Annotated in this window: 22 protein-coding genes and 1 tRNA gene; 7 read left to right on the top strand and 16 right to left on the bottom strand. The window is 48.7% G+C overall.

The annotated features are described in order from the left end of the window. Positions 1 to 98: 98 nt before the first annotated feature. Genes rplI through rpsF form a run of 4 tightly spaced genes read right to left on the bottom strand, consistent with a single transcriptional unit; the run spans position 99 to position 1574 of the window. Positions 99 to 551 carry a 50S ribosomal protein L9 gene (gene rplI, locus KDM87_RS08140; RefSeq protein ID WP_186883679.1) on the bottom strand — a complete coding sequence of 151 codons (453 nt, stop codon included), beginning with the start codon at positions 549 to 551 and terminating at the stop codon, positions 99 to 101. Positions 552 to 577: 26 nt separating this feature from the next. Continuing rightward, positions 578 to 862: a 30S ribosomal protein S18 gene (gene rpsR, locus KDM87_RS08145; RefSeq protein ID WP_110252960.1), complete on the bottom strand. Its 285-nt coding sequence runs from the start codon at positions 860 to 862 to the stop codon at positions 578 to 580. A gap of 9 nt (positions 863 to 871) precedes the next feature. Beyond that, complete coding sequence (gene priB / locus KDM87_RS08150; protein WP_212678578.1) at positions 872 to 1171, bottom strand: primosomal replication protein N; 300 nt, start codon at positions 1169 to 1171, stop codon at positions 872 to 874. A gap of 34 nt (positions 1172 to 1205) precedes the next feature. After that, complete coding sequence (rpsF, locus tag KDM87_RS08155) at positions 1206 to 1574, bottom strand: 30S ribosomal protein S6 (RefSeq protein ID WP_186883681.1); 369 nt, start codon at positions 1572 to 1574, stop codon at positions 1206 to 1208. Between the two features lie 233 nt (positions 1575 to 1807). Between rpsF and lexA the strand changes: the two genes are divergently transcribed. Beyond that, positions 1808 to 2464 (top strand): transcriptional repressor LexA, encoded by a 657-nt coding sequence (gene lexA / locus KDM87_RS08160; RefSeq protein WP_212678579.1) that lies wholly within the window; start codon positions 1808 to 1810, stop codon positions 2462 to 2464. A gap of 102 nt (positions 2465 to 2566) precedes the next feature. Here the strand turns inward: lexA and lon are convergent, their stop codons facing one another. The 7 genes from lon to KDM87_RS08195 all read right to left on the bottom strand — a co-directional run bounded on the left by lon (position 2567) and on the right by KDM87_RS08195 (position 13284). Then, positions 2567 to 4972 (bottom strand): endopeptidase La, encoded by a 2406-nt coding sequence (gene lon / locus KDM87_RS08165; protein WP_212678580.1) that lies wholly within the window; start codon positions 4970 to 4972, stop codon positions 2567 to 2569. Between the two features lie 219 nt (positions 4973 to 5191). Then, on the bottom strand, positions 5192 to 6457 hold the full coding sequence (gene clpX, locus KDM87_RS08170; protein WP_212678581.1) for an ATP-dependent Clp protease ATP-binding subunit ClpX: 1266 nt from the start codon (positions 6455 to 6457) through the stop codon (positions 5192 to 5194). A gap of 183 nt (positions 6458 to 6640) precedes the next feature. Then, a complete protein-coding gene (gene clpP, locus KDM87_RS08175; protein ID WP_304941546.1) occupies positions 6641 to 7267 on the bottom strand; it encodes an ATP-dependent Clp endopeptidase proteolytic subunit ClpP in 627 nt (208 codons plus the stop codon). A 19-nt stretch (positions 7268 to 7286) separates the two neighbouring features. Beyond that, positions 7287 to 8636: a trigger factor gene (gene tig / locus KDM87_RS08180; RefSeq protein WP_212678582.1), complete on the bottom strand. Its 1350-nt coding sequence runs from the start codon at positions 8634 to 8636 to the stop codon at positions 7287 to 7289. Between the two features lie 28 nt (positions 8637 to 8664). Then, positions 8665 to 8751: transfer RNA gene (locus tag KDM87_RS08185), tRNA-Leu, on the bottom strand. A 223-nt stretch (positions 8752 to 8974) separates the two neighbouring features. Further along, a complete protein-coding gene (locus KDM87_RS08190) occupies positions 8975 to 12070 on the bottom strand; it encodes an efflux RND transporter permease subunit (RefSeq protein ID WP_212678583.1) in 3096 nt (1031 codons plus the stop codon). Beyond that, positions 12067 to 13284 (bottom strand): efflux RND transporter periplasmic adaptor subunit, encoded by a 1218-nt coding sequence (locus KDM87_RS08195; protein ID WP_329604911.1) that lies wholly within the window; start codon positions 13282 to 13284, stop codon positions 12067 to 12069. Before KDM87_RS08195 ends, KDM87_RS08190 begins: the two co-directional genes overlap by 4 nt. Positions 13285 to 13470: 186 nt before the next feature. Here KDM87_RS08195 and hpnC point away from each other — a divergent pair, with 186 nt between their 5' ends. The 3 genes from hpnC to KDM87_RS08210 all read left to right on the top strand — a co-directional run bounded on the left by hpnC (position 13471) and on the right by KDM87_RS08210 (position 15487). Next, positions 13471 to 14292: a squalene synthase HpnC gene (hpnC, locus tag KDM87_RS08200; protein WP_212678584.1), complete on the top strand. Its 822-nt coding sequence runs from the start codon at positions 13471 to 13473 to the stop codon at positions 14290 to 14292. 282 nt (positions 14293 to 14574) lie between these two features. Continuing rightward, positions 14575 to 14742, top strand: a complete 168-nt coding sequence (locus KDM87_RS08205; protein WP_212678585.1) for a hypothetical protein — start codon at positions 14575 to 14577, stop codon at positions 14740 to 14742. A 40-nt stretch (positions 14743 to 14782) separates the two neighbouring features. After that, on the top strand, positions 14783 to 15487 hold the full coding sequence (locus KDM87_RS08210; protein ID WP_212678586.1) for a M24 family metallopeptidase: 705 nt from the start codon (positions 14783 to 14785) through the stop codon (positions 15485 to 15487). A 105-nt stretch (positions 15488 to 15592) separates the two neighbouring features. Here the strand turns inward: KDM87_RS08210 and KDM87_RS08215 are convergent, their stop codons facing one another. Continuing rightward, positions 15593 to 16474 carry a hypothetical protein gene (locus tag KDM87_RS08215; RefSeq protein ID WP_212678587.1) on the bottom strand — a complete coding sequence of 294 codons (882 nt, stop codon included), beginning with the start codon at positions 16472 to 16474 and terminating at the stop codon, positions 15593 to 15595. A gap of 253 nt (positions 16475 to 16727) precedes the next feature. Here KDM87_RS08215 and hpnD point away from each other — a divergent pair, with 253 nt between their 5' ends. Further along, complete coding sequence (gene hpnD / locus KDM87_RS08220) at positions 16728 to 17561, top strand: presqualene diphosphate synthase HpnD (RefSeq protein WP_212678713.1); 834 nt, start codon at positions 16728 to 16730, stop codon at positions 17559 to 17561. Position 17562: 1 nt separating this feature from the next. Beyond that, the gene (gene hpnE, locus KDM87_RS08225; protein WP_212678712.1) at positions 17563 to 18891 is read left to right on the top strand and encodes a hydroxysqualene dehydroxylase HpnE; all 1329 of its coding nucleotides are present in this window, start codon (positions 17563 to 17565) and stop codon (positions 18889 to 18891) included. A 21-nt stretch (positions 18892 to 18912) separates the two neighbouring features. On the opposite strand, the gene radA is transcribed toward hpnE, so the two are convergent. Next, positions 18913 to 20292 carry a DNA repair protein RadA gene (radA, locus tag KDM87_RS08230; protein WP_212678588.1) on the bottom strand — a complete coding sequence of 460 codons (1380 nt, stop codon included), beginning with the start codon at positions 20290 to 20292 and terminating at the stop codon, positions 18913 to 18915. A gap of 138 nt (positions 20293 to 20430) precedes the next feature. Here radA and lplT point away from each other — a divergent pair, with 138 nt between their 5' ends. Beyond that, a complete protein-coding gene (lplT, locus tag KDM87_RS08235; RefSeq protein WP_212678589.1) occupies positions 20431 to 21693 on the top strand; it encodes a lysophospholipid transporter LplT in 1263 nt (420 codons plus the stop codon). Here the strand turns inward: lplT and KDM87_RS08240 are convergent. Genes KDM87_RS08240 through rimI form a run of 3 tightly spaced genes read right to left on the bottom strand, consistent with a single transcriptional unit; the run spans position 21690 to position 23919 of the window. Continuing rightward, positions 21690 to 22661 carry a DUF1853 family protein gene (locus tag KDM87_RS08240; RefSeq protein WP_212678590.1) on the bottom strand — a complete coding sequence of 324 codons (972 nt, stop codon included), beginning with the start codon at positions 22659 to 22661 and terminating at the stop codon, positions 21690 to 21692. The two genes, lplT and KDM87_RS08240, sit on opposite strands and share 4 nt — an antisense overlap. Next, complete coding sequence (locus KDM87_RS08245; RefSeq protein WP_212678591.1) at positions 22661 to 23473, bottom strand: uracil-DNA glycosylase; 813 nt, start codon at positions 23471 to 23473, stop codon at positions 22661 to 22663. The genes KDM87_RS08240 and KDM87_RS08245 overlap by 1 nt, the downstream gene beginning before the upstream one ends. Next, entirely contained in the window at positions 23473 to 23919 is a 447-nt protein-coding gene (gene rimI, locus KDM87_RS08250) for a ribosomal protein S18-alanine N-acetyltransferase (RefSeq protein ID WP_212678592.1), read from the bottom strand. Before rimI ends, KDM87_RS08245 begins: the two co-directional genes overlap by 1 nt. Positions 23920 to 23939: the final 20 nt, after the last annotated feature.

Consider the following 23939-nt stretch of genomic DNA (forward strand, 5'->3'; position numbering starts at 1 on the left):
CAACAAACATGAATAAACAAAATTGTTTATATAATTTTACGTTCACCATAAAAAAAGCCGGGGAAACCCCGGCTCTTTTATATCTGGCTGACAGCTAATTATGCGTGTTCACCAACAACTGATACATTCACGTTAACGACAACGTCAGTATGCAGAGCAACGGAAACAGCGTGATCGCCTGCCGTTTTCAACGGACCTTGTGGCAAGCGAACTTGTGCTTTTTCAACAGTGAAACCAACTTTAGCCAACGCTTCAGCGATGTCAAAATTAGTTACAGAGCCAAACAAACGGCCATCAACGCCAGATTTCTGTGAAATCTGAACTGTAGAACCTTCCAGTTTTTCGCCTTGAGCCTGAGCTACAGCCAATTTTGCTGCCGCTGCTTTTTCCAGCTCAGCACGTTTCGCTTCAAATTCAGCGATTGCTGCTGCAGTCGCACGACGAGCCATGCGTTGTGGAATCAAAAAGTTACGTGCATAACCATCTTTAACACGAACTACATCACCAAGATTGCCGAGATTAACGACTTTATCCATCAGAATAACTTGCATATTTTTCTCCTAATACCTGTCGTCAATTACGCTGTGTGCAGATCAGTGTATGGCAACAACGCTAAGTAGCGTGCGCGCTTGATCGCTGTATCAACTTGACGTTGGTACAGTGCTTTAGTACCAGTCAGACGTGCAGGCATAATTTTGCCGTTTTCTTGCACGAAATCTTTCAATGTGTCGATATCTTTGTAATCAACTTTTTCTACATGTGCTGCTGTGAAGCGGCAGAATTTTTTGCGTTTGAACAAAGGATTTTGTTGTTGACGCTTTTGCTTCAATTTGCTTTTATCAAATTTTTTACCGAATGCCATTTGTGGCTCCTAATCTAGTAAATTTGCCCGTATTTCATTGATGTGAAATACCAGACTTTTGCTGTTGCGATTTTTGCGTGCTAAAAAACCCGTGAATGCAATCTCAACTTCTAAAGGCAGTTCGGAGAATTTTCCTGAAATTTCACCCGCAGCTTGTGCGGAAATTTCAAATTCAACCAATCGCTCCGTTCCGGCTTCCACCTGCTGCGAACTATGCATCAATATTGCTGATGCTATTGGTATCCCAGCTGGCGTGTAGCGTATCGCTGATTTCTCGATGATACGCGCCATTACTGTCAATTGATTCACTATTTTTTATACGACCTTTTTCAAATCAAATGAATTAAGCAGCTGGTGCTTCAACGCGCTGTGCTTTAGCCGCGTCTTCTTTTTGAACAGCTTTCATCATTGGAGATGGTGCTGTTTCAGCTTTTTTCATTTTGACTGTCAGGTGACGCAGAACGGCATCATTGAATTTGAATGCTGTTTCCAGCTCAAGCAATGTTTCTGCATCGCACTCAATGTTCATGCAAACATAATGTGCTTTAGCCAATTTTTGAATCATGTAAGCCAATTGACGACGGCCCCAGTCTTCAACGCGGTGAACCTGACCACCACGTGCAACAACACTAGCTTTGTAACGTTCGATCATTGCAGGAACTTGCTCGCTTTGATCGGGATGTACAATAAATACGATTTCATAATGACGCATATATTCTCCTTGTGGACAATAAAAATAGCCTGCCTCGGCGTCAAGACGAGTGCAGGAAGAGGAAAGCCGACGATCATAACGCACTTTTCCGTTTTATTCAATCAATTAAGTACAGCGTTAATCTGATGGTGCCAGATTGCACATAGCTGCAAAATTTCCTTGCACTTCAAAGCGCACTGTATAAAAATACAGACTGTTTTTATATACAGCGTAATGATCTACGTTCACACAAAATGCTTAAGCTGACAGCCCGACAAGAGCAGATCCTGAATTTAATCAAAGATGCGATTCAAAATACAGGCTTCCCCCCGACCCGCGCTGAAATAGCGACGGAGCTGGGCTTTCGCTCCACCAATGCAGCGGAAGAGCACCTGCAGGCACTCGCCAGAAAGGGCGTGATTGAAATAGCACCAGGAACATCGCGCGGCATACGCCTGCTGGAGTCAGAGTTATCAAGCCACATTACAGGCCAACAACTCGTGTCGTCGCAATCTGCTTTTTCACAGATAAATCTGCCACTGATAGGGCGGGTTGCAGCCGGATCGCCAATACTTGCATCAGAACACATTGAAACCAGCTACCAAGTTGACCCCGCACTATTTTCAGCCAAGCCAGATTTTCTTCTCAAGGTTCGCGGCATGTCTATGCGTGACGCAGGCATACTCGATGGCGATCTGTTAGCAGTAAAGAAGACTGATACTGCAAGAAATGGGCAAATTATTGTTGCCAGACTTGGCGATGATGTCACTGTCAAACGTTATAAAAAAACCGGAAATTCTGTTGAATTAATCCCCGAGAATCCTGACTACGCGACGATCAAAGTAAATGAAAACGAGGAAAATTTCTCACTGGAAGGTTTAGCTGTCGGACTGATGCGAAATTGGATCTGATACTAAAAAATCAAATGGAAATATATTGCAGTCGATGATTCTCAGATAAAAATCTTAATAAAAAACGCCCGGAAATTCGGGCGTTTTTTTATTTATACAACATTAATGCTTCACAACAGCAAGATCAGCGGCAGGCTCGTTTGATCCAGCTGCAACGGGAATTTCAGCGTCAACCAAAGGCTGCGGCTGGCGCTCCAATGCGATTTCTAACACCTTATCGATCCAACGCACCGGGATAATTTCCAGTTTGTTTTTTACATTATCAGGGATTTCAGTAAGATCTTTTGCGTTCTCCTCCGGAATTAAAACAGTTTTAATTCCGCCGCGATGCGCAGCCAGTAATTTCTCTTTCAAACCACCAATTGGCAACACCTCACCACGCAAGGTAATCTCACCGGTCATCGCAACATCCGCCCGCACAGGAATTCCGGTGAACACAGAGACCAATGCAGTCGTCATCGCAATACCCGCTGAAGGACCGTCTTTAGGTGTTGCCCCTTCAGGTACGTGAATGTGAATATCACTCTTCTCAAAGACATCCGCTTTAATGCCCAAGCGCTGAGCTCGGCTACGCACAACCGTGCGGGCAGCTTCGATAGACTCTTTCATGACATCACCTAAAGTCCCGGTACGAATTACGCCACCTTTGCCGGGCATAGAAACAGCCTCGATAGTCAAAAGATCACCTCCAACTTCCGTCCACGCCAGACCAACTACCTGACCAATTTGGTTATCCTTGACCGCAACACCAAAATCATAACGACGTACGCCCAAATATTTATCCAGGTTCTTGGAAGTAATCGTCGCTTTTTTCTCGCTCTTCTTCAGCAAAAGCATTTTAACGACTTTACGGCATATCTTGGAAATTTCACGCTCAAGGGAACGAACACCAGCCTCCCTGGTGTAATAGCGAATAATGTCTCTGATCGCACTCTCTGCAACGGTAATTTCCGTTTCTTTCAGTCCGTTATTTTTAATTTGTTTTTGCAGCAAATAACGCTGAGCAATACTGGTTTTCTCATCCTCTGTGTAACCAGAAAGACGAATCACCTCCATCCTGTCCAACAACGCAGGAGGAATATTGTACGAGTTAGACGTAGCAACAAACATCACGTCGGACAGATCGAAATCGACTTCGATGTAATGATCTGAGAAAGTATGATTTTGCTCGGGATCGAGCACCTCCAGCAATGCAGACGAAGGATCGCCACGGAAATCCGCGCCCATTTTATCGACTTCATCCAACAAAAAAAGTGGATTGCGAACACCAACCTTGGCCAGGCTCTGCAAAATTTTGCCTGGCATGGAGCCTATATAAGTACGGCGATGCCCACGAATCTCCGCCTCGTCACGCACACCACCAAGCGCCATGCGAACGAACTTGCGATTCGTTGCCCGGGCAATCGACTGACCTAGAGATGTTTTACCAACACCCGGAGGACCGACCAGACACAGAATCGGGGCTTTTAACTTGTCCACGCGCTGTTGAACAGCAAGATACTCGAGAATGCGCTCTTTAACCTTATCCAAACCGTAATGCTCATCCTCCAGAACCTTCTCAGCATTTGTCAGATCGTTATTTACTTTGGATTTTTTCTTCCAAGGTAAACCAACAATAGTATCAATATAATTTCTGACAACTGTTGCCTCAGCGGACATCGGTGACATCATTTTGAGTTTTTTCAACTCATTGAGTGCCTTGTCGCGGGCTTCTTTAGGCATTTTGGCAGCGATGATTTTTTTCTCAAGCTCATCGATATCCGCGCCCTCTTCGCCTTCGCCCAGTTCTTTCTGAATCGCTTTTACTTGTTCGTTCAGATAATACTCGCGCTGAGATTTCTCCATCTGGCGCTTCACGCGACCACGGATGCGTTTTTCCACCTGCAAGATATCGAGCTCACCTTCAAGCTGCCCAAGCAGATGCTCAAGCCTTTTGGCTACACTGAAAATTTCCAGGATAACTTGCTTTTGCTCTAACTTCAGAGGCAAGTGTGCGGCAATGGTATCCGCAAGACGACCAGCGTCATCAATGCCAGAGAGAGAGGCAAGAATTTCAGGTGGGATTTTTTTGTTCAGTTTTACGTATTGATCAAACTGCTGAACAATTGCACGGCGCATCGCTTCAACTTCGGAATCATCTTCCTCAACTGCTGCAACCGGCGTCACTTCAGCACTGAAGTGTGACTCAGAATCATGAATCTGGTGAACGCGGGCACGTTGAGCCCCCTCAACCAATACTTTTACTGTGCCATCAGGCAACTTCAACATTTGCAAAATATTGGCGATACAACCAATTTCATAAATATCGTCAGCCGAAGGTTCATCCTTCGCAGCGGCTTTTTGGGCAGCAAGCATAATGCTCTTCCCCTGCTCCATTGCAGCCTCCAAAGCCTTAATCGACTTTGGGCGCCCCACAAAAAGTGGAATAACCATATGGGGAAACACAACCACGTCACGCAATGGCAGCAGCGGCAGTTGAATTTGCTCGGTAATTGAAGTAGTTGTCATGGCGCACCTTTCATAAATACTAGTTGGTAATGTTGGCGCACAAGGCTAAAACACAAGCCCATTATCAGAAAAAACAATAAAAAAGCTACGCAGAGAGCTCCTCCGGGTAGCTTTGCGGCTGAAGCCATGTTTTTTCTTACTTCATTCTACTTCGATTAAAAAAAATGCGGTGAATAACCATAAAAAAAAGGGGATATCTCCCCTTTTTTTTGTAAAAACTCAAGCTCCGGACACTTTGGCTTGCTCGTGATAAATAAGCAAAGGCTTAGCACCGTTAGTGATAGTTCCCTCATCAATCACCACTTTTTCAACATTTTGGTGGCTAGGCAGATCGTACATAATATCCAGCAATGCATGCTCCAGGATTGATCTCAAACCACGCGCACCAGTTTTACGGGCAATCGCTTTTTTCGCAATTGCCTGCAAAGCAGCCGGGCGTATTTCAAGTTCAGTACCTTCCATTTCCAGCAATTTTGCATATTGCTTAATCAGCGCATTTTTTGGCTCAACCAGGATCTGAATCAATGCAGCTTCATCGAGTTCGTTGAGCGTTGCAATCACAGGCAAACGTCCGACCAACTCAGGAATCAAACCAAATTTAATCAAATCCTGTGGCTCAGCATCCTGCATCATCTGACTTGCACTTTTTTCCGTCTGACTTTTAACACTGGCTGAAAAACCAATACTGCTACGCTCTGATCGGTCTGAAATAATCTTTGCCAGGCCATCAAATGCACCACCACAAATAAACATGATGTTCGTGGTGTCAATTTGAATGAAATCCTGATTTGGATGCTTGCGACCACCTTGTGGCGGCACCGATGCCATCGTACCTTCGATCAGTTTCAGAAGCGCCTGCTGCACGCCTTCGCCGGATACATCACGTGTAATTGATGGGTTGTCAGATTTACGGGAAATTTTATCAATCTCATCAATATATACGATGCCCTTCTGAGCACGTTCGACTTCATAATTGCAGTTCTGCAGCAATTTTTGAATGATATTTTCAACGTCCTCACCAACGTAACCCGCCTCGGTCAAGGTCGTCGCATCTGCGATCACAAACGGTACATTCAGCATGCGGGCAAGCGTCTGCGCCAGCAAAGTCTTACCAGAACCGGTAGGACCAACCAGCAAAATATTACTCTTGGCGAGCTCAACATCATCCTTTTTACCCAGATGCTTCAAACGCTTGTAATGATTGTAGACAGCGACCGCCAGAATACGCTTCGCATTTGGCTGACCAATCACATACTGATCCAATAAATCGGTAATTTCCTGAGGAGTCGGCAGCTCAGTTTTCGCGTTCGCAATATTGTCAATTTCAGATACTTCATCGCGAATAATGTCATTGCACAAGTCTATGCACTCATCGCAAATAAAGACCGAAGGCCCTGCAATCAGCTTCTTAACCTCATGTTGACTCTTTCCGCAGAATGAGCAGTAGAGCAGTTTTTCACCGCTGGAGGATTTTTTATCGGGCATGGTACGAATATGAGAAAAACAAATTAAATATAAATCGGAACGAGGAGCATATTACCTGCAAAAACAGTTTTCGTCATTGCATGCACGAGATCCGGAAGTGCCGGGAAAATCGAATAATTTAACAAAGTAAATAAAAAACGCCCGAACCTTTATAGGAACGGGCGTTTTTCTAATTCAAGCAGCTTAAGCGCGATGAGTCAAAACTTTATCAATTAACCCGTATTCAACAGCCGCATCAGCCGACATAAAATTATCACGATCAGTGTCTTTGGCAATCTGATCTAAGCTGCGTCCGGTGTTTTCCGCCAGAATGCCATTCAGACGTTCACGCAAGTACAAAATTTCACGCGCCTGAATCTCAATATCTGAAGCCTGCCCCTGCGCACCACCCAATGGTTGATGAATCATGATGCGGGAATTTGGCAAAGAGAATCGTTTACCTTTAGCACCTGCCGCCAGTAAAAATGCCCCCATCGACGCAGCCAGACCAGTACACAATGTCGAGACATCTGGCTTGATGAACTGCATGGTGTCATAAATCGCCATCCCTGCAGAGACGGAGCCGCCTGGGGAATTAATGTAGAACGAAATATCCTTATCTGGATTTTCACTCTCCAAAAACAGCAACTGTGCGACAACCAGATTTGCAGTCTGATCATTCACCGGACCAACCAGGAAAATCACCCGTTCTTTCAACAAGCGGGAATAGATATCATAGGAACGTTCACCGCGCCCACTTTGCTCCACCACCATAGGCACCATGCCCAGCATATTTGTATCCAACGCCGAATTACGGATGATGCCTGTCATGTGATTTTCCTTTTAAAACTTATGCTTGTGCGTTATTGCCCATCAACTCATCGAAAGGCAGTGTTTTTTCAGTCACTTTCGACTTACCGAGAACATAGTTAACGACGTTTTCTTCTAATACAAGGGCTTCAACTTCTGCAAGGCGATTACGATCGCTGTAGTAGTACTTCACTACTTGCTGTGGATCTTCGTAGCTTTGTGCGAAATCTTCAACCTGAGCCTTGATCTGCTCTGCAGTTGCCTGCAAATTATTAACCTTGACCAATTCAGCCAGAATCAGACCCAGACGGACACGGCGCTCTGCTTGTACATTGAACATCTCAATCGGGAATGGAACGTCTTTCACGTTCATGCCACGTTGAGCCATATCCTGACGCGTCATTTCAGCCAGACGCTCACTGTCTTGCGCAACCAAAGAAGTCGGAACATCAAATGTTACCGCTTTAACCAAAGCGTCCATCACGCTTTCTTTTGTTTTCGCTTTAACGCGGCCTTTAACTTCACGTTCGAGGTTTTCTTTGATGTCAGTGCGCATCTTAACCAGATCGCCATCTTCAACGCCAAGCATCTTAGCAAATTCAGCATCAACTTCAGGCAAATGCGCCCACTCCAGTTTTGTCAGAGTGATGGTAAATTCTGCAGTTTTACCGGCAACATCTTTGCCATGATAATCTTCTGGGAACGCCAACGGGAACGTTTTAGATTCGCCAACTTTCAAGCCAACAGTCGCTGTTTCGAACTCTGGCAACATGCGGCCTTCGCCTAACACGAAAGCGAAACCTTCTGCTTTACCACCAGCAAATTCAACGCCGTCAATCTTACCAACGAAATCAACAGTAACACGGTCGCCGTTTTGTGCGGACTGCTCTGCGCCACCGTCACCATGCGCACCCTGCTCGCCTTTAACGTGGAAATGTACTCGTTGCTTGCGCAGGATATCAATCGTTTTATCGATCTCTGCATCAGTCACGTCAGATTTGACCTGCTCAACTTCAGCAGCAGACAAATCACCAACAACCACTTCTGGGTAAACTTCGAAAGTCGCAGTGAAAGCCAGAGTGCCTTCAGCAACACCTTCACCTGTTTTTGGTTCGATGTTTGGGTAACCAGCAACACGCAGATTGCTTTCACCAACAGCAGCAGCAAAAGCCTGACCGACTTTATCGTTCAGCACTTCTGTTTCAACCTGGTAACCGTATTGAGCGGCAACCATCTTCATTGGCACTTTGCCTGGACGGAAGCCAGGTGCTTTTGCTGTGCGTGCGCGCACCTTCAAACGTTTTTCAACTTCTGATTGCACATCAGCGATCGGGAAGGAAATTGTAAGGCGGCGTTCCAATTTATCTAAAGTTTCGACTGCAGTTGCCATGAAAATCGTCCAAATAGTAAAAATTCTGTGGTGCGAGGAGGGGGACTCGAACCCCCACACCATTGCTGGCGTCAGGACCTAAACCTGGTGCGTCTACCAATTTCGCCATCCTCGCGGGATGAGTTATGTTACTTACCGGCACATCCGACGCGTCCGGCACAAAAGCAAAGGGCGACCCGAACATCAAGCGTCGCCCAAAACTATTAAATAGTGGCATTACAACTCCAACCCGTAATTCTACTGGATTTTGTAAGCCCGTGCCTTATTTTTTTAATGCTTCAAAAAAAACATTTCAGGCAACTTAGTTTCGGTTACCTGAAACACCCATCGCTCTATGCTTACGTCGGCTTTTTAACGCGGAACCATGCCGCATACAATGCCGGTAAAAACAGCAAAGTCAGACCGGTTGCAATGATTAACCCCCCCATAATTGCGACGGCCATTGGCCCCCAGAATACCGAGCGGGATAAAGGAATCATCGCCAGCACTGCCGCTGCTGCAGTCAGAATGATAGGCCGGAACCGCCGCACAGCCGATTCAACAATCGCAGTCCAGACATCTGAGCCCTCCTGGATATCCTGCTCAATCTGATCAATCAGAATGACCGAATTACGGATAATCATACCGAACAAAGCAATGACGCCCAGTTGAGCCACAAAACCAAACGGTCTTTGCAGCACCAGCAATGCCAGCGCCGCCCCTGCCAATCCGAGCGGCCCAGTAAGGAAGACCAGAATGACGCGGGAAAAACTATGCAACTGCAACATTAACAGCGTAAAAATGATAAACACGACTAACGGTACATTTGCAGCAATCGATTCCTGCGCCTTACCACTATCCGCTGCAGCGCCCGCCAATTCAACCTTATAGCCAGGCGGCAAGGCCGCCTGAATATCATGCAACTGTGGTGCGATCTGGCTTGATACGGTCGGCCCCTGAATGCCATCAACCACATCCGACTGCACGGTAACAGCCCATTCCCGCCCCTCGCGCCAGACTACACCCGGCTCCCAGACCAGCTTGATCGTTGCGATCTGAGACAAAGGAACTGATTTTCCGCTAGCAGTAGGGATATTCGCATTATTCAATGCATTCACAGTTGAACGCTCATCAACTGGCTGACGCACCACCATGTCGATTAATTTATTACCATCGCGGAATTGCCCGACAGTTGTACCGCTCAGTATCGTATTCGCTGCGCGCATAACGCTTTGCGATGTCACGCCCAATACTCGCAACTTATCCTGATCCAGATCGATACGCGCCACTTTTACCGACTCATTCCAGTTGTCGTTCACGCCAATTGCATTCGGATTCGCCATCATGACTTGCTTTACCTGATCCGCAATCTCGCGCACCTTCGCCACTTCCAGACCTGTCACGCGGAATTGCACAGGATAAGGAACCGGCGGTCCGTTCGGCAGCAATTTCACGCGTCCGCGTACCTCTGGGAAATCTTTCTTAAAAATATCGACGATTTTTAAGCGCAACGCCTCCCTCGCCTTTAAATCTTTCGGCAACACAACCAGTTGTGCCACATTCGTTTGGGGAAAAATCTGATCCAGCGGCAGATAGAAACGAGGACTACCGGTTCCCACATAACTCGTCACACTGGATACACCCTCCTGTTGCCGCACAAAATTTTCAAACTTCTTAGTCTGAGCTTCAGTAGCCGCAAATGAAGAACCTTCCGGCAACCACAGTTCCACCATCAATTCAGGGCGATTTGAATCCGGGAAAAATTGCTGCTCGATAAATTTGAAGCCAAATACCCCAAGACCAAACACACCCAAAGTAATGGCAATCGTCAGCTTGCGCCACTCAACACACCAATTTACCAGGGCACGAAAACGGTTATAAAACGGTGAGTCAAACAGCTCATGATGGTGATTATCATTGACGTTATGCGGCTTCACCTTTAACAAGAGATAACCAAGATAAGGAGTAAACAGGACCGCTGCCAGCCACGAAATAATCAGGGCCAGCGCATTTACTGAGAACATCGAAAATGTGTATTCCCCCGCTGCTGATTTTGCCAGACCGATAGGTAAAAAGCCGGCTGCCGTAATCAGCGTTCCTGTTAGCATCGGCATCGCGGTTGATGTGTAGGCGAAGGTCGCAGCATCAAAGCGAGAGAAGCCCTCCTCCATCTTGCGCACCATCATTTCCACCGCAATAATCGCATCATCGACCAGCAGACCAAGCGCAATAATCAAGGCGCCAAGTGAAATCTTATGCAAATCGATATCGAAGATACGCATAAATAAGAAGGTAATCGCCAACACCAGAGGAATCGTCAGACCAACAACAAGGCCTGGCCAGATGTCGAGACGGAAAGGTTTGGTATGCAAACCAAGCGACAGAAAACTGACCGCAAGCACAATGACGACCGCCTCAATCAACGTATGCAAAAACTCGCCGACGGACTCTTTCACCGCGTCAGGCTGATTTGTCACCTGCTCCAGTTGTATGCCTACCGGAAGTTTTGCCTTGATCGTGCGGACATCCGCTTGTAAATACTTGCCCAGCTCAATGATATTGCCGCCTTTTTCCATAGAAATACCGAGGCCGATCACTTCCTTGCCGTTAAAGCGCATTTTGTCTTGCGGCGGATTTTTATACTCGCGCTTTACAGTCGCAAAATCTCCAAGACGGAAAGTCGTGCCGTTGGCACGCAATTGCAGATTTTCCAGATCCTTCACTTTCATCAAGGCACCGGAAACGCGGACTTGCAGATTATCGGTTGATGTTGTCAGGACGCCTGTGCTTTCAATGCCATTTTGCGAACCGATCTGAGAAACGATGGCATCGAAAGAAATACCCAGTTGGGAAAATTTCTTTTGAGAGAATTCGATATTCAGTTTTTCATCCTGCACGCCGAACAATTCCACCTTCGACACTGACGGGATACGCAAGAATTGCTGACGAACGAAATCGGCATATTCCTTTACCTCTTCGTATGTGAAGCCGTCACCTGACAGCGCAAAAATAGAGCCGTAGGTATCACCAAATTCATCATTAAAGAAAGGGCCAATCACGCCCGGCGGTAAGGTGCCTTTGATATCGCCGATCTTCTTACGCACCTGATACCAGGATTGTGCCGTTTCTTTCGGCGGCGTGGATTCACGCAACTGCAGAATAATCAGTGTTTCACCCGGCTTGGAATAACTGCGGATACGATCTATATACGGCGTTTCCTGCAACTTTTTTTCCAGCTTATCCGTCACCTGCTCGGCCATCTGCAAAGCGGTGGCGCCCGGCCACATTGCACGAACAACCATCGCACGGAAAGTGAATGGCGGATCTTCATCCTGCCCCAGCTTTGCATAGCTGAAAATCCCGCCAAGCAACAGTACAACAATCAGATAGCGAATCAGCGGAATATGCTCAAGCGCCCAACCCGATAAATTAAAACCTTTCGACGAATTGCTCATTGAGAAGCTCCCACCGCGGAGGCTGTCGCTGCCGTCACTGGCGGCTTGGTTGCCGGCGCCTTTACTGTCGTGGACTCCGCGCCCAGAATACTGACTTTCTGCCCTGGTTTTAATAAATTAACGCCTGCCGTCACAACCTGCTGACCAGAAGAAATTCCGCTGGCAATCAACACCTCTTCGCCCGATGTGCCAGTCAGTTTCACTGGTACCAGCTTGACCACGCCACCACTGACGATCCAGACCGCTGTCTGCCCTTTATCCTGAAATAAAGCTGTGGCCGGCAGTTTGAATACCGGAGTGGAATTCGGTGCGACGAAGCTGACATTGGCCGTCATACCGAGACGCACATCTTTTGCATCCGCAGGCAAACTGACTTTAGCCAGATAAGTACGCGTCACCGCATCCGCGACCGGTGACAATTCACGTAACTTACCCGGCAATGCCAATGTTGGATCAGCCCATAAGCCGACCTTGATATCACTCATCTGCCGTATGGTATTGATTTTGTTTTCCGGAATACCGACCAGCACATCCATTTCGCCGGATTGCGCAACCCGGACAACCGGGGTTCCCGCAGCCACAACTTGCCCAACCTCTGCGTCAATCCCGGTGACAACACCGTCGACATCTGCGATCAGCGTCGCATAGCCCGCCTGATTACTCTGATTTTTAAAGCCGGCTGTTGCCTGCTCAAAACTCGCATGCGCAGCCTTATACGCGACCTCTTTACTATCGAGCACAGCAGCGGCAACGAAATTCTTAGCGCGCAATTCCTGATAACGCTTCAAATCTGCCAGAGCAAGATCGCGATTACTTTCTGCTGCTGTCAACGCTGCTTTCGCCTGTGTTTGTGCCAGCAGCAAATCCTGCGGATCAAGTTGCATCAGCAACTGACCGCGCTTCACCACCGTACCCAACTCCACCTTGCGTTGAACGATCTTGCCGCCGACCCGAAAGCCGAGGCGGGATTCTATTCGCGGACGCACTTCGCCGGATAATTCAAATGCCACATCAGAAGTGGTATTGGCCGCTGTGACCACACGCACTGGCCGCACGTCCTCGGTTTTCTCAACCGGCTTGGAACAGGCCACCAACAAACTCAAGATAGAAAGCGCAGCAAGCGCCCGCGACGAGGATAAACCTGAGTGACGCATTTTGACGCGATTGACAACGGGGGACGCGTCAGCGAACACGGGAGTTTTTAGTGTTAACACAAAAGTTTTCCTTTACTATGCGGACTGAATGAGGCGGCAGGCAATCAGATGACATATTCGTCATTACCACAACGAATTGCAACTGATAGGACTGATTTTAAATAAATGACTGGCTGGTTATTTATTATAATTAAGGCCAACCTCTTTGCCAATGACTTTTCGGTCATTAAGAATTTATACCCACTTATGTCCGTTGAACACTACGAAAATTTTCCTGTTGCATCAATCTTACTTCCACCGCATTTACGACCGGCAGTCGAGGTCATTTATGCGTTTGCCCGCAGTGCAGACGATATTGCGGACGAGGGAGATGCCACGCCTGAACAGCGTCTGACGGCGCTCAGCGCGTATGAGCAGGAACTCGACTTCATTGAGCAAAACAGCAACAGTAGCCAGCCCATGTTCATCGCTCTGGCTGATGTTATCCGACAACACCAACTGCCGTTGCAGGCCTTCCGCGATTTGCTTTCGGCATTTAAGCAGGACGTGGTCGCCACCCGTTATGCTGATTTCGAACTGTTGCAAGATTACTGCCGTCGCTCGGCCAATCCGGTCGGTCGGATCATGCTACATCTGTATCGTGCGGCAACGCCAGAAAACATCCGCGACTCGGATGCGATTTGCTCGGCACTACAATTGATTAATTTCTGGCAGGATGTCGCGATTGATTGGAAAAAACAGCGCATCTATCTGCCGCAAACTGACATGCAAACCTTCGGCATCAGCGAGCAGGATATCGCCAATCAGAAGATGAACGCAGCCTGGCAAGCGCTGATGCAATTTCAAACCGCACGCGCGCGTCAGATGATGCTCTCAGGCAGCGGGCTGGCAACACGCCTTCCTGGTCGCATCGGTTGGGAGCTGCGCTTAGTCATTCAAGGCGGTCTGCGCATCATAGAGAAAATTGAAGCCGTGAAAGGTGATGTGTTCCACCATAGGCCAACGCTGAAGGCAAAGGATTGGCTGGTGCTGAGCTGGCGCGCATTGCGAATGTCGTCCAGAAACTGATTCAGCGCCAATTTCAGTGCCAATAAATACTCCCCCCAGTATATAAAAGAGCCCAATGAATACGCTGAGGTTAGCGAGGTTTCTTAAAAATAGAGGGGGAGTATATAATTTATTGCAAAATGAATATCAAGTTACAAAAAATTACAGCATCCACAAATAAGTGCATAACGCGCTGACGTATACTGAAGCAAAGCCGCACAATGTGACTCGCCAGACGATCACAGCCACACCGCCACCAACCTTACGATGCCAGGCTTACTCATGCGAACTTGTATATCGCGAATGTTTTTCCTACTATGCGTTTTCCCACTGAGTGCGTGCACTGTCATTGCCATCGCCGATACCGCTGTCTCCACGACAGTCAAAGTCGGTGGCGCCGTGGTTGGAACAGCAGTCGATGTGACTGCCGCAGGCGTCAAAGCAGTAACGAAGAGCAGCCCTGAAAAATAAATCCAGATTCACCATCACGCTCAGCTGAAACGGAAAGATTATGCCAACCGCGTTCGAGATCGAACAGCACAGACAAGTACAAAGCGCCGCCAAAACTGTATTGCAGCAAATGGCTGGCCTGATTACTGCAGACGACACCGAAAAAAGTATCGCTGAAAAAGCCCATCGCTTATTGCAGGCGCAAGGCTATCCGGATACCTGGTATCACTCTTGTCCAGCACTGGTATTACTCGGCTCACGCAGTTGCGTCTCCATCTCCGGGCGCGATTATCAACCCAACGAAGAACGTGTCGGTAATGATAATCTGGTGACGATAGACCTGAGTCCGACGCGGGATCGCTTTTGGGGTGATTGCGCCCGTTCATTCCCGATAGAAAACGGCAGAGTCACGCCGACTCCGCAATTAATCGAATTCAGAAATGGCCTGAATTTCCTGAAACAGATGCATCAGCAAATGCAGGCGCTGGTGGGGCCTCAGACCACGTTTGGTCAGTTGTTTGACTGGGCCAACATGCGCATACGTCAGAACGGTTTCGTCAATCTTGATTATCGCAACAACGTCGGCCACAGTATCGCGAACGATAAAGATCAACGCCAGTATATTGATTCCAGCAACGACATCCCATTGTCAGAAGTTGGTTTTTTCAGCTTTGAACCGTTTATCAGGCTCAAGGGAGGCAAATGGGGCTTCAAGCGGGAAGGTATTTTTTATTTTAATGACGCGGGCATGCTGGAAGAGCTATAAGCCAGCCATCGCACCAGGCGTCAATCAATAAAAAAAGCCCACCGGTTATGGTGGGCTTTTTTTTGATGCGCTTTTAAATGAAGCGAACGCTGAATGTCAGTGTGCTCAGACGCAATTCACGACGATGTTGCTCGCTGCGTCCGGCTTGGTAATGTCCGCTACACCGCTCGCATTCTGCACAGTACAAGTCTGTCCGGTCGGTTGCGTTGCCACTGTTACCGCATATGTCATGCCATTGAGCAGACTCCAGCCAAAATTATAAATACCGATCGTGCTGATCGCTAAGGTATCGGCAGTGGATTTGGCGGTCGTCGCATTCGACAATGTCAGCGTATTGCCAGCGGTCAGACCATTCACTGTTACCTTCACAGGCACAGCCGGAACACAAGCAACCGCAACATTGTTAATCGCATTCGGATATTTATTATCCGCTACGCCTGTGCCATTCGCGACCGTGCAATACTGCGCGGCTGGTGGCATTGCCACCGTCACATTGTAACGATAGCCGCTAACCACATAATTGGTTAGCTGGAATGCACCATTAGCAGACAAGACCATCGCCTTGTCTGTGGCAACACTGGTCGCAGGATTCACGGTATTGTTGTTCAAGGTAATGGTGCCGCTGTCAGCCAAACCGGACAGGGTTCCTGATACAGGCACATTCGGCACACAAGTCACCAGGATGTTATTCAACGCGCCCTCACCTGTCATTTTTCCCGTGCCATTCGCTACCGTGCAATTCACCAGATTTGGCTGAATAGAGACAATAATAGAGTAATTCGCATTGCTCGCCACATTAAATGAAAAAGGGCCATCTGCAGTCAGCGTCCGGACAAAGTTTTGCTCATTCATCAATTGCACTGAATTTGCCCCTGTTGTTCCCAGACCCGTGACGGTGCCGCCGACAGAGGTGTAAACGAAGCCACCGCATCCAGCCAGGAGAATTCCCAGGCCACCCAAAATTGCCACAAGTTTCGATTTATTCAAGATGTTTGTCCAAATTTAAAGTTTCGAGTCAAAAGCCAGGCTCTTTTGTGCAGAGCGATAATATAATGCGCCCACTATTATACGAGCTGTCGCGTTTTGAGTTAAGAATTCTACAATCTGATTACATTACGATACTTCCGTTCTACATGCACCATCGCAATTTGAACAGGTTGAGGCATGTTGAAGTTTGTTAGCATAGCAACTCTTGTCAACTTTGATCAGCCCGGCGTCAACAACTTTTTTATATTCCAGCATGTCACCAGACGAATATTGCCAACAAAAAGCTGCAGAAAGCGGCTCCAGTTTCTACTACAGCTTCCTGTTCCTGCCTGCAGAAAGGCGCCGCGCAATCACGGCGCTCTATGCTTTTTGCCGGGAAGTGGACGACGTCGTCGATGAAAGTACTGACGATATGGTTGCCCGCAGCAAACTGACATGGTGGCGTAAAGAAATTCAGGCCATGCTGGCGAATGCACCGACACATCCGGTCACCAAAGCCTTGTTGCCTCACATGTCGACCTACCAGCTCGATGGCGCGCACCTGATGGCCGTTATTGACGGCATGGAAATGGATCTGAATCAGACCCGTTATCTGGACTTCCCCGCACTCCAAAAATATTGCTGGCATGTCGCCGGCGTGGTCGGGATTTTATCTGCGAGCATCTTTGGTATTACCAATCCGCAAACTAAAGTATTCGCAGAGAAACTCGGTCTGGCGTTTCAAATGACGAATATCATTCGTGATGTCGGTGAAGATGCGCGCAAGGGCCGAATTTATCTTCCGGTCAACGAGCTGCAACAGTTCAAGGTCACCGCAGCCGACATACTAAATGCCAGACATAGCCCGGAATTTGAAGCACTGATGCAATTCCAGTACGAACGGGCTCAGACACTCTATGATGAGGCGCTGGCATTACTGCCGCCTGAAGACCGCCGCGCGCAGCGTACCGGATTGATTATGGCGGCGATCTACAGAACGCTGCTATCGGAAATTCAGCGCGATGGCTTTCACGTACTGAATCAACGCATTTCATTGACACCGATACGCAAACTCTGGCTCGCCTGGAAAACCTATATCCGTGGCTGAAATGGCGAAAGTCGCGAAAAAAATTGCTGTCATCGGCGGCGGCTGGGCTGGCTGCGCGGCAGCTGTTACATTGACGCAGAACGGACATCCGGTCAGCCTGTTTGAGTCTGCAAAAACACTCGGTGGCCGCGCGCGCGGGGTCGAGATTAATGGGCTCACAGTCGATAACGGTCAGCATATTCTGCTTGGAGCCTATCAACAAAGTCTGAATTTAATGAAGCTCGTTGGCATAGATCTGAACACGGCATTTTTACGCTTGCCGCTGCAAATGATCTACCCGGAGCATGAAGATGGCATGCACTTCGTTGCGCCACGCCTGCCTGCACCACTGCATATGCTCGTAGCTCTCTGGAAGGCGACTGGTCTGCGTCGCGAAGACAAATTGGCACTCGCCAGATTTTCTTCGACAGCACGCTGGATGGGATGGAAGCTTAATACTGACTGCACAGTGGCAGAATTACTGCAACGCTTTGATCAGACAGACAGACTATGCCGCCTGATGTGGAATCCGCTTTGCATCGCCGCATTGAACACACCCGCTGAACAGGCGTCGGCGCAAGTATTTTTGAATGTCCTGCGGGACAGCCTTGGCGCGAGTCGCGCCGCATCCGACATGTTGCTGCCAAGGCTGAATCTGTCTGCGCTATTCCCAGAAAAAGCAGCAGAATTCATACAGCGTCACGGCGCTGATGCGACATGCTCTGGCGCCATCAAAGCGATCAAAAAAAACGATGCATCACGATGGATCATTCAGGTCAATCAGCAAGAGCGTATGTTTGACGGCGTCATCATTGCGACCGATGCCAGCAACGCGCAACGAATGCTGAACGAGGCCGGCACTGGCATGACATTGCCGCCGTTAACATACGAAGCCATCACTAGCTGCTATTTGCAGTATGCGCAAGGCACACGCCTGCCGCGCCCCATGTATACCTTATTGGACGACCCACAGCAACAGCGATGGGGGCAATATGTATTTGACCGCGGCCAGTTGCATGATGATCAAAGTGGCTTGTTTGCAGTCGTGATCAGCGCACCGGAAGAACACCAGCAAGATCATCAGTCACTGGCAAGCGCGATTGCGCGGCAATTGGCTGACAGCTTTCAGCGCCCAGAACTGGCAAACCCACTCTGGCACCAGATCATTACCGAAAAAAGAGCGACCTTCAGCTGCACTCCGTCACTGCAACGACCACGGAACATCACGGGCATACCCGGGCTGGCATTGGCCGGCGACTACACTCAGGGCGATTATCCGGCAACACTGGAAGGCGCGATCAGCAGCGGAATATGTGCTGCAACTGAGGTCATCAACAGCCTGCGCACTTAGGTAAAATCTTCCGCCAGCAAATCAACCGGCGTCGTCAATATCGCGGATACGGCTCATCGCCTCATCAATACGATCGACTGCGATAATTGTCAGACCCTCGATTTTCTGTTTGGGAGCATTGGCTTTCGGGATCATCGCAATCGTAAATCCGAGCTTGGCTGCTTCTTTCAAGCGCTCCTGCCCACGCGGCGCTGGCCGTATCTCACCCGCCAGACCAACCTCACCAAACACGACCAGACTGCGCGGCAAGGGCTTATTTCGCATCGACGAATTAATCGCCAGCAAAACAGCCAGATCAGCTGCGGGCTCAGCAATTTTGACGCCACCGACCGCATTAATAAACACGTCCTGATCAAACGCCGCAACACCTGCATGCCGGTGCAACACCGCCAACAGCATCGCCAGACGATTTTGCTCAAGACCGACGGATAACCGCTTGGCATTCGGTGCAAAGGAGCTATCAACCAGCGCCTGTATCTCTACCAGCAGAGGTCGGGTTCCCTCTTGTGTAACCATGACACAGGAACCGGCAACCTGCGACTCGTGCTGCGAAAGAAATAGTGCCGATGGATTGGATACGCCTTTCAAGCCGCGCTCGGTCATGGCGAACACACCCAGTTCATTCACTGCGCCAAAGCGGTTTTTAATCGCCCGAACCAGACGGAAACTGGAATGCGTATCCCCTTCAAAGTACAGAACCGTATCGACAATGTGTTCCAACACGCGCGGTCCGGCCAGCGCCCCCTCTTTTGTCACATGGCCTACCAAAATCATGGTGATATTCATGGTTTTTGCGACGCGTGTCAGCTGGGCCGCGCACTCACGCACCTGCGCTACCGAGCCCGGCGCCGAACTCAAGGCATCCGAATAAATCGTCTGAATTGAATCGATCACCACCACTTCCGGCTTATGATCGGCCAGTGTGTTCAGAATTTTTTCTAGCTGAATTTCTGCCTGCAAAGCCAGCCCGTGCGTGTCCAGTACCAACCGGTTCGCCCGTAAAGCGATCTGCGCACCAGACTCTTCACCACTGACATACAACACTTTTTTTGTCTTCGTCAGATTCGATAAGGCTTGCAGTAATAAGGTGGACTTTCCAATCCCGGGGTCGCCACCGATCAGAACAACACCACCCGGCACTAAGCCACCACCAAGTACGCGATCAAATTCTTCGATACCCGTACCAAAACGCGGCACGTCTGACGCTTCGATATCCGACAGATTCAGTACCGGCGCTGTTTGCGCCAAGCTTTGATGTTTCCCTGAAAAACGGTTGCCAGCCGCCTCTATCAACGTTTCGACCAAGGTATTCCATTGTCCGCACGAAGGGCACTGCCCGGCCCATTTATTAACGATGCCGCCGCACTCCGTGCAGGTGTAATTAGTTTTTGCCTTAGCCATAATTTTTCATAGAAAATGAAATAAACACTGATATTTTACCCAGTATTTTCTGATATACATGCTCTAATTCAGCGATCAGGCGAGATTTTCATGGTATAAAGCTGACCGATAACACTTTGTAACAGGCAAACGACAAGCATGAGACGTGGTTTCTATACAATTATGGCGGCACAGTTTTTTTCTTCGCTGGCCGACAATGCGCTACTGATTGCCTCCATGGCGTTACTGGTATCGATGCAATCGCCAAGCTGGATGCCGCCCTTACTCAAATTTTTCTTCGCTGTCTCTTACGTGTTGTTGGCCGCATTTGTCGGTGCCTTTGCTGACGCACTTCCCAAAGGCAAGGTCATGTTCATTACGAATATGATTAAAGTCGTTGGTTGCGCTTTAATGTTTTTTCATATCCATCCCTTGATTGCCTATGCCCTCGTCGGGTTTGGTGCGGCAGCGTATTCACCGGCAAAATACGGCATTCTGACCGAATTGCTTCCTCCAGAAAAACTGGTCGCAGCGAATGGCTGGATCGAAGGCTTAACGGTCACCTCCATTATCCTCGGCACTGTACTTGGTGGTGCACTGGTTACCCCGCATATCTCTACAGCCTTACTGAATTTTGATTTCCCGGTAATTGATTTTCCGATTAATACGCCGACCGAGGCAGCACTCTGCGTCATTACCGTCTTTTATGGGCTTGCCGCTCTGTTTAATTTGCGCATCCCTGACACCGGTGCCCGTTACGCGCATCAAAAGCCCCATCCAGTGCAATTAGTTTGCGATTTTTCCCATTGCTTTGTCACGCTCTGGAAAGACAAACTGGGGCAGATTTCACTGGCTGTCACCACGCTATTCTGGGGCGCCGGGGCAACACTGCAGTTTATCGTTTTAAAATGGGCAGAAGAATCTTTGCAAATGCCGCTGAATAAAGCAGCGGTACTGCAAGGCGTTGTCGCTATCGGGATTGCCATCGGCGCGGTCGCTGCCGCTAAATTTGTCCCACTCAAAAAATCGCTGGCAGTCATGCCCATGGGCATTGCAATGGGCTTGGTAGTTACAACCATGATCTTCGTACACAGCGTCTGGCTCGCTTATCCCCTGCTTGTTCTGGTTGGCGCACTGGCTGGCTTTTTTGTGGTGCCAATGAACGCCCTCTTACAACACCGCGGCCATGTACTCATGAGTGCCGGACACTCCGTTGCGGTACAGAATTTCAATGAGAACTTATCAGTACTAGTTATGTTAGGTCTGTATGCGCTGATGATCTATTTAGACCTGAATATTCAGGCGGTGATTGTGATCTTCGGCTTATTTGTGGCGAGCACGATGTTCATCGTCATGAAAAAACATGATGCCAACCAACGTCAGTTTGATTCACTGGCATTGATAGGTGAGCATAAACACTAGGCGCGCAATCTTGCCACGCGCGCCTGATCCCACCAGTCATCGGGAACCAGCATGCCGCGACAAACTTCGCGGGCAATACCGTCGCGTGTGATGGTGATGGCCAGCAACACTGGTGCGGTTGATAGTGAAAAATGTGATTTGATCTGTGCCAGCAATGCCTGTTTCTCCATTACCGCATCACCACGCGATTGTACTGGTGCAAGCCAGGTAAGGCGCGCCAAAATAACGCCTTCGCACTCAGACATCTCTTGCAGATCGCGCAGAGTCCAGATGTAACCCCGGCAATGCTGCTCCGATACGCCATCGACCACTGCGCCTGCTCGAGCAATATCTATATCGCGATAAAACAGCCAGCCTTTCACAAGCGCTTGTGAACGCAGCAAAGGAAAAGGCAGCAATTTCTTTGCTGCCGGATGTAAGCCGAGGCGCAGTTGCTGCTGCACTATTTTCTTCATCTTGGCTCCCAGCGTATCCGCGAGATTCGGACCAAGATAATTAAACAAATCAGGTGCTCCGCTTTGTTCAGATGGCGCGTCAGAAAAAAACAAATAAAACTTTGTCGCCAACTCCCAATGCACAAGCCCCGCGCCTTCTTTTACCAGAAAATCAAACTCGCCAATGGTACGTGCCTGCTCGTCATTCACTTGCAGACCATGCGCAAACAGCTCACCTGAATCAGCAAGATAAAAAGCAAGCAACACCTCCGCATACAAACCCAGTCGTTTTGTCGGCGCATCACGCAAGGCCTGATGCAAAGGCTCTGGAAATACATCAAGCTTGGTTAACCACCGTTCAAGCTGACTCTGAGACGGCAGCTCCGGTGCGACGATCGCACCTTGCCACACGGAGGACTGCTGATCGAGCAAATCGGGAGAACTTAACAACCATGCGAGTGAGCGGACATGCACATCGTTCAGATGTCCCCACTGCTGATGAAACTGTGCCTGATAGTCTGGATAGACTCGCATCAGGCATTTGTTGGTAAAGCGTTTTGAGCGAGACACAAATCGCGCCACGCCTTACTTTTTTCTACAGGTTTACGCAATAAATACGCAGGGTGGTAGGTCACAATCATAGGCACACCGTTGACATGATGTTCTTTTCCACGCAATTGCGAAACCGGCGTATCAGGATCGGCCCCCAATAAGGCAACTGCTGCCGTCTTACCCAGGGCAACAATCACTTTCGGCTGAATTAAGGCAATCTGGCGCTGCAAATACGGCAGACAAGCCTGTATTTCATCGGCCGTTGGCGGCCTGTCTTTACCGCTGCTATCCGTCGGTCGACATTTGACAACATTAGCAATATACGCACGTTCACCGCGCTGCACACCAAGTGCCCGCAGCATATTATCAAGCAACTGTCCGGCTGCGCCGACAAACGGCTCACCCTGTAAGTTTTCGTTATAGCCCGGACCTTCACCGACAAACAACCATGTCGCTGCGGTATCTCCAGTGCCAAAAACTGTTTTTGTCCTACCTTTACACAAGCCACAAGCCACACAAGATGCGACTTCGGCTTGCAATGCATCCCAGGACATTGCAGATACGCGATCCACGGGATCAGACACCACTGGCGCTGAAGATGGGGGTAGGTCCGCCACTGTTACAACGTCGGTGACGCCACCGTCAGGCAAAACAGCCGCAGGAGGAACATCCGCCAACGCCAACGTCGCAGCTACTGGAGTTACCTCCTCAGACGCATAGCGGGAGAGCCACAACGGGCCCAAACCCATTGCATTCAGAATTTTGATACGAGCCGTTTGTTCGGCAGCATTCATCAGCACATTCTCCGCATCACGATTGCATCTTCACGGGTATTTACATCGACAGGATAGTAGGCTTTTCTTCTGCCGATTTCCTCAAAGCCATCGGCAAGGTACACCTCAATTGCCCGATAATTACTACGCCGGACTTCCAACAAAACTGACGTCATGCTCTGTTCTTTTGCATAAAGATGCAGGTATCTCAACATGGCGCTCGCATATCCCTGTCCCTGATTTTCTTTACGGACGGCGAAATTCAGCAGATGCAATTCGTCAACAACAGGCATTACAAAAAAATAAGCGGCAATTTCTCCGGAATGATCGCGAATACCAAATGCCTGATAGCCACTTAAAAACGAATCGGTAAAATTTCCTCTGGACCAGGGATGAGAGTATACCGCCTCTTCAATCGTCAGTATCTGATCAATGTCCGCAAAACCCAATTTCACAAAGTTATGCATGTTTTCTTATACTCAGTACG

It is taken from the genome of Cognatundibacterium rivi (genome assembly GCF_018139565.1).
Taxonomy (GTDB): Bacteria; Pseudomonadota; Gammaproteobacteria; order Burkholderiales; family Burkholderiaceae_D; genus Undibacterium; species Undibacterium rivi.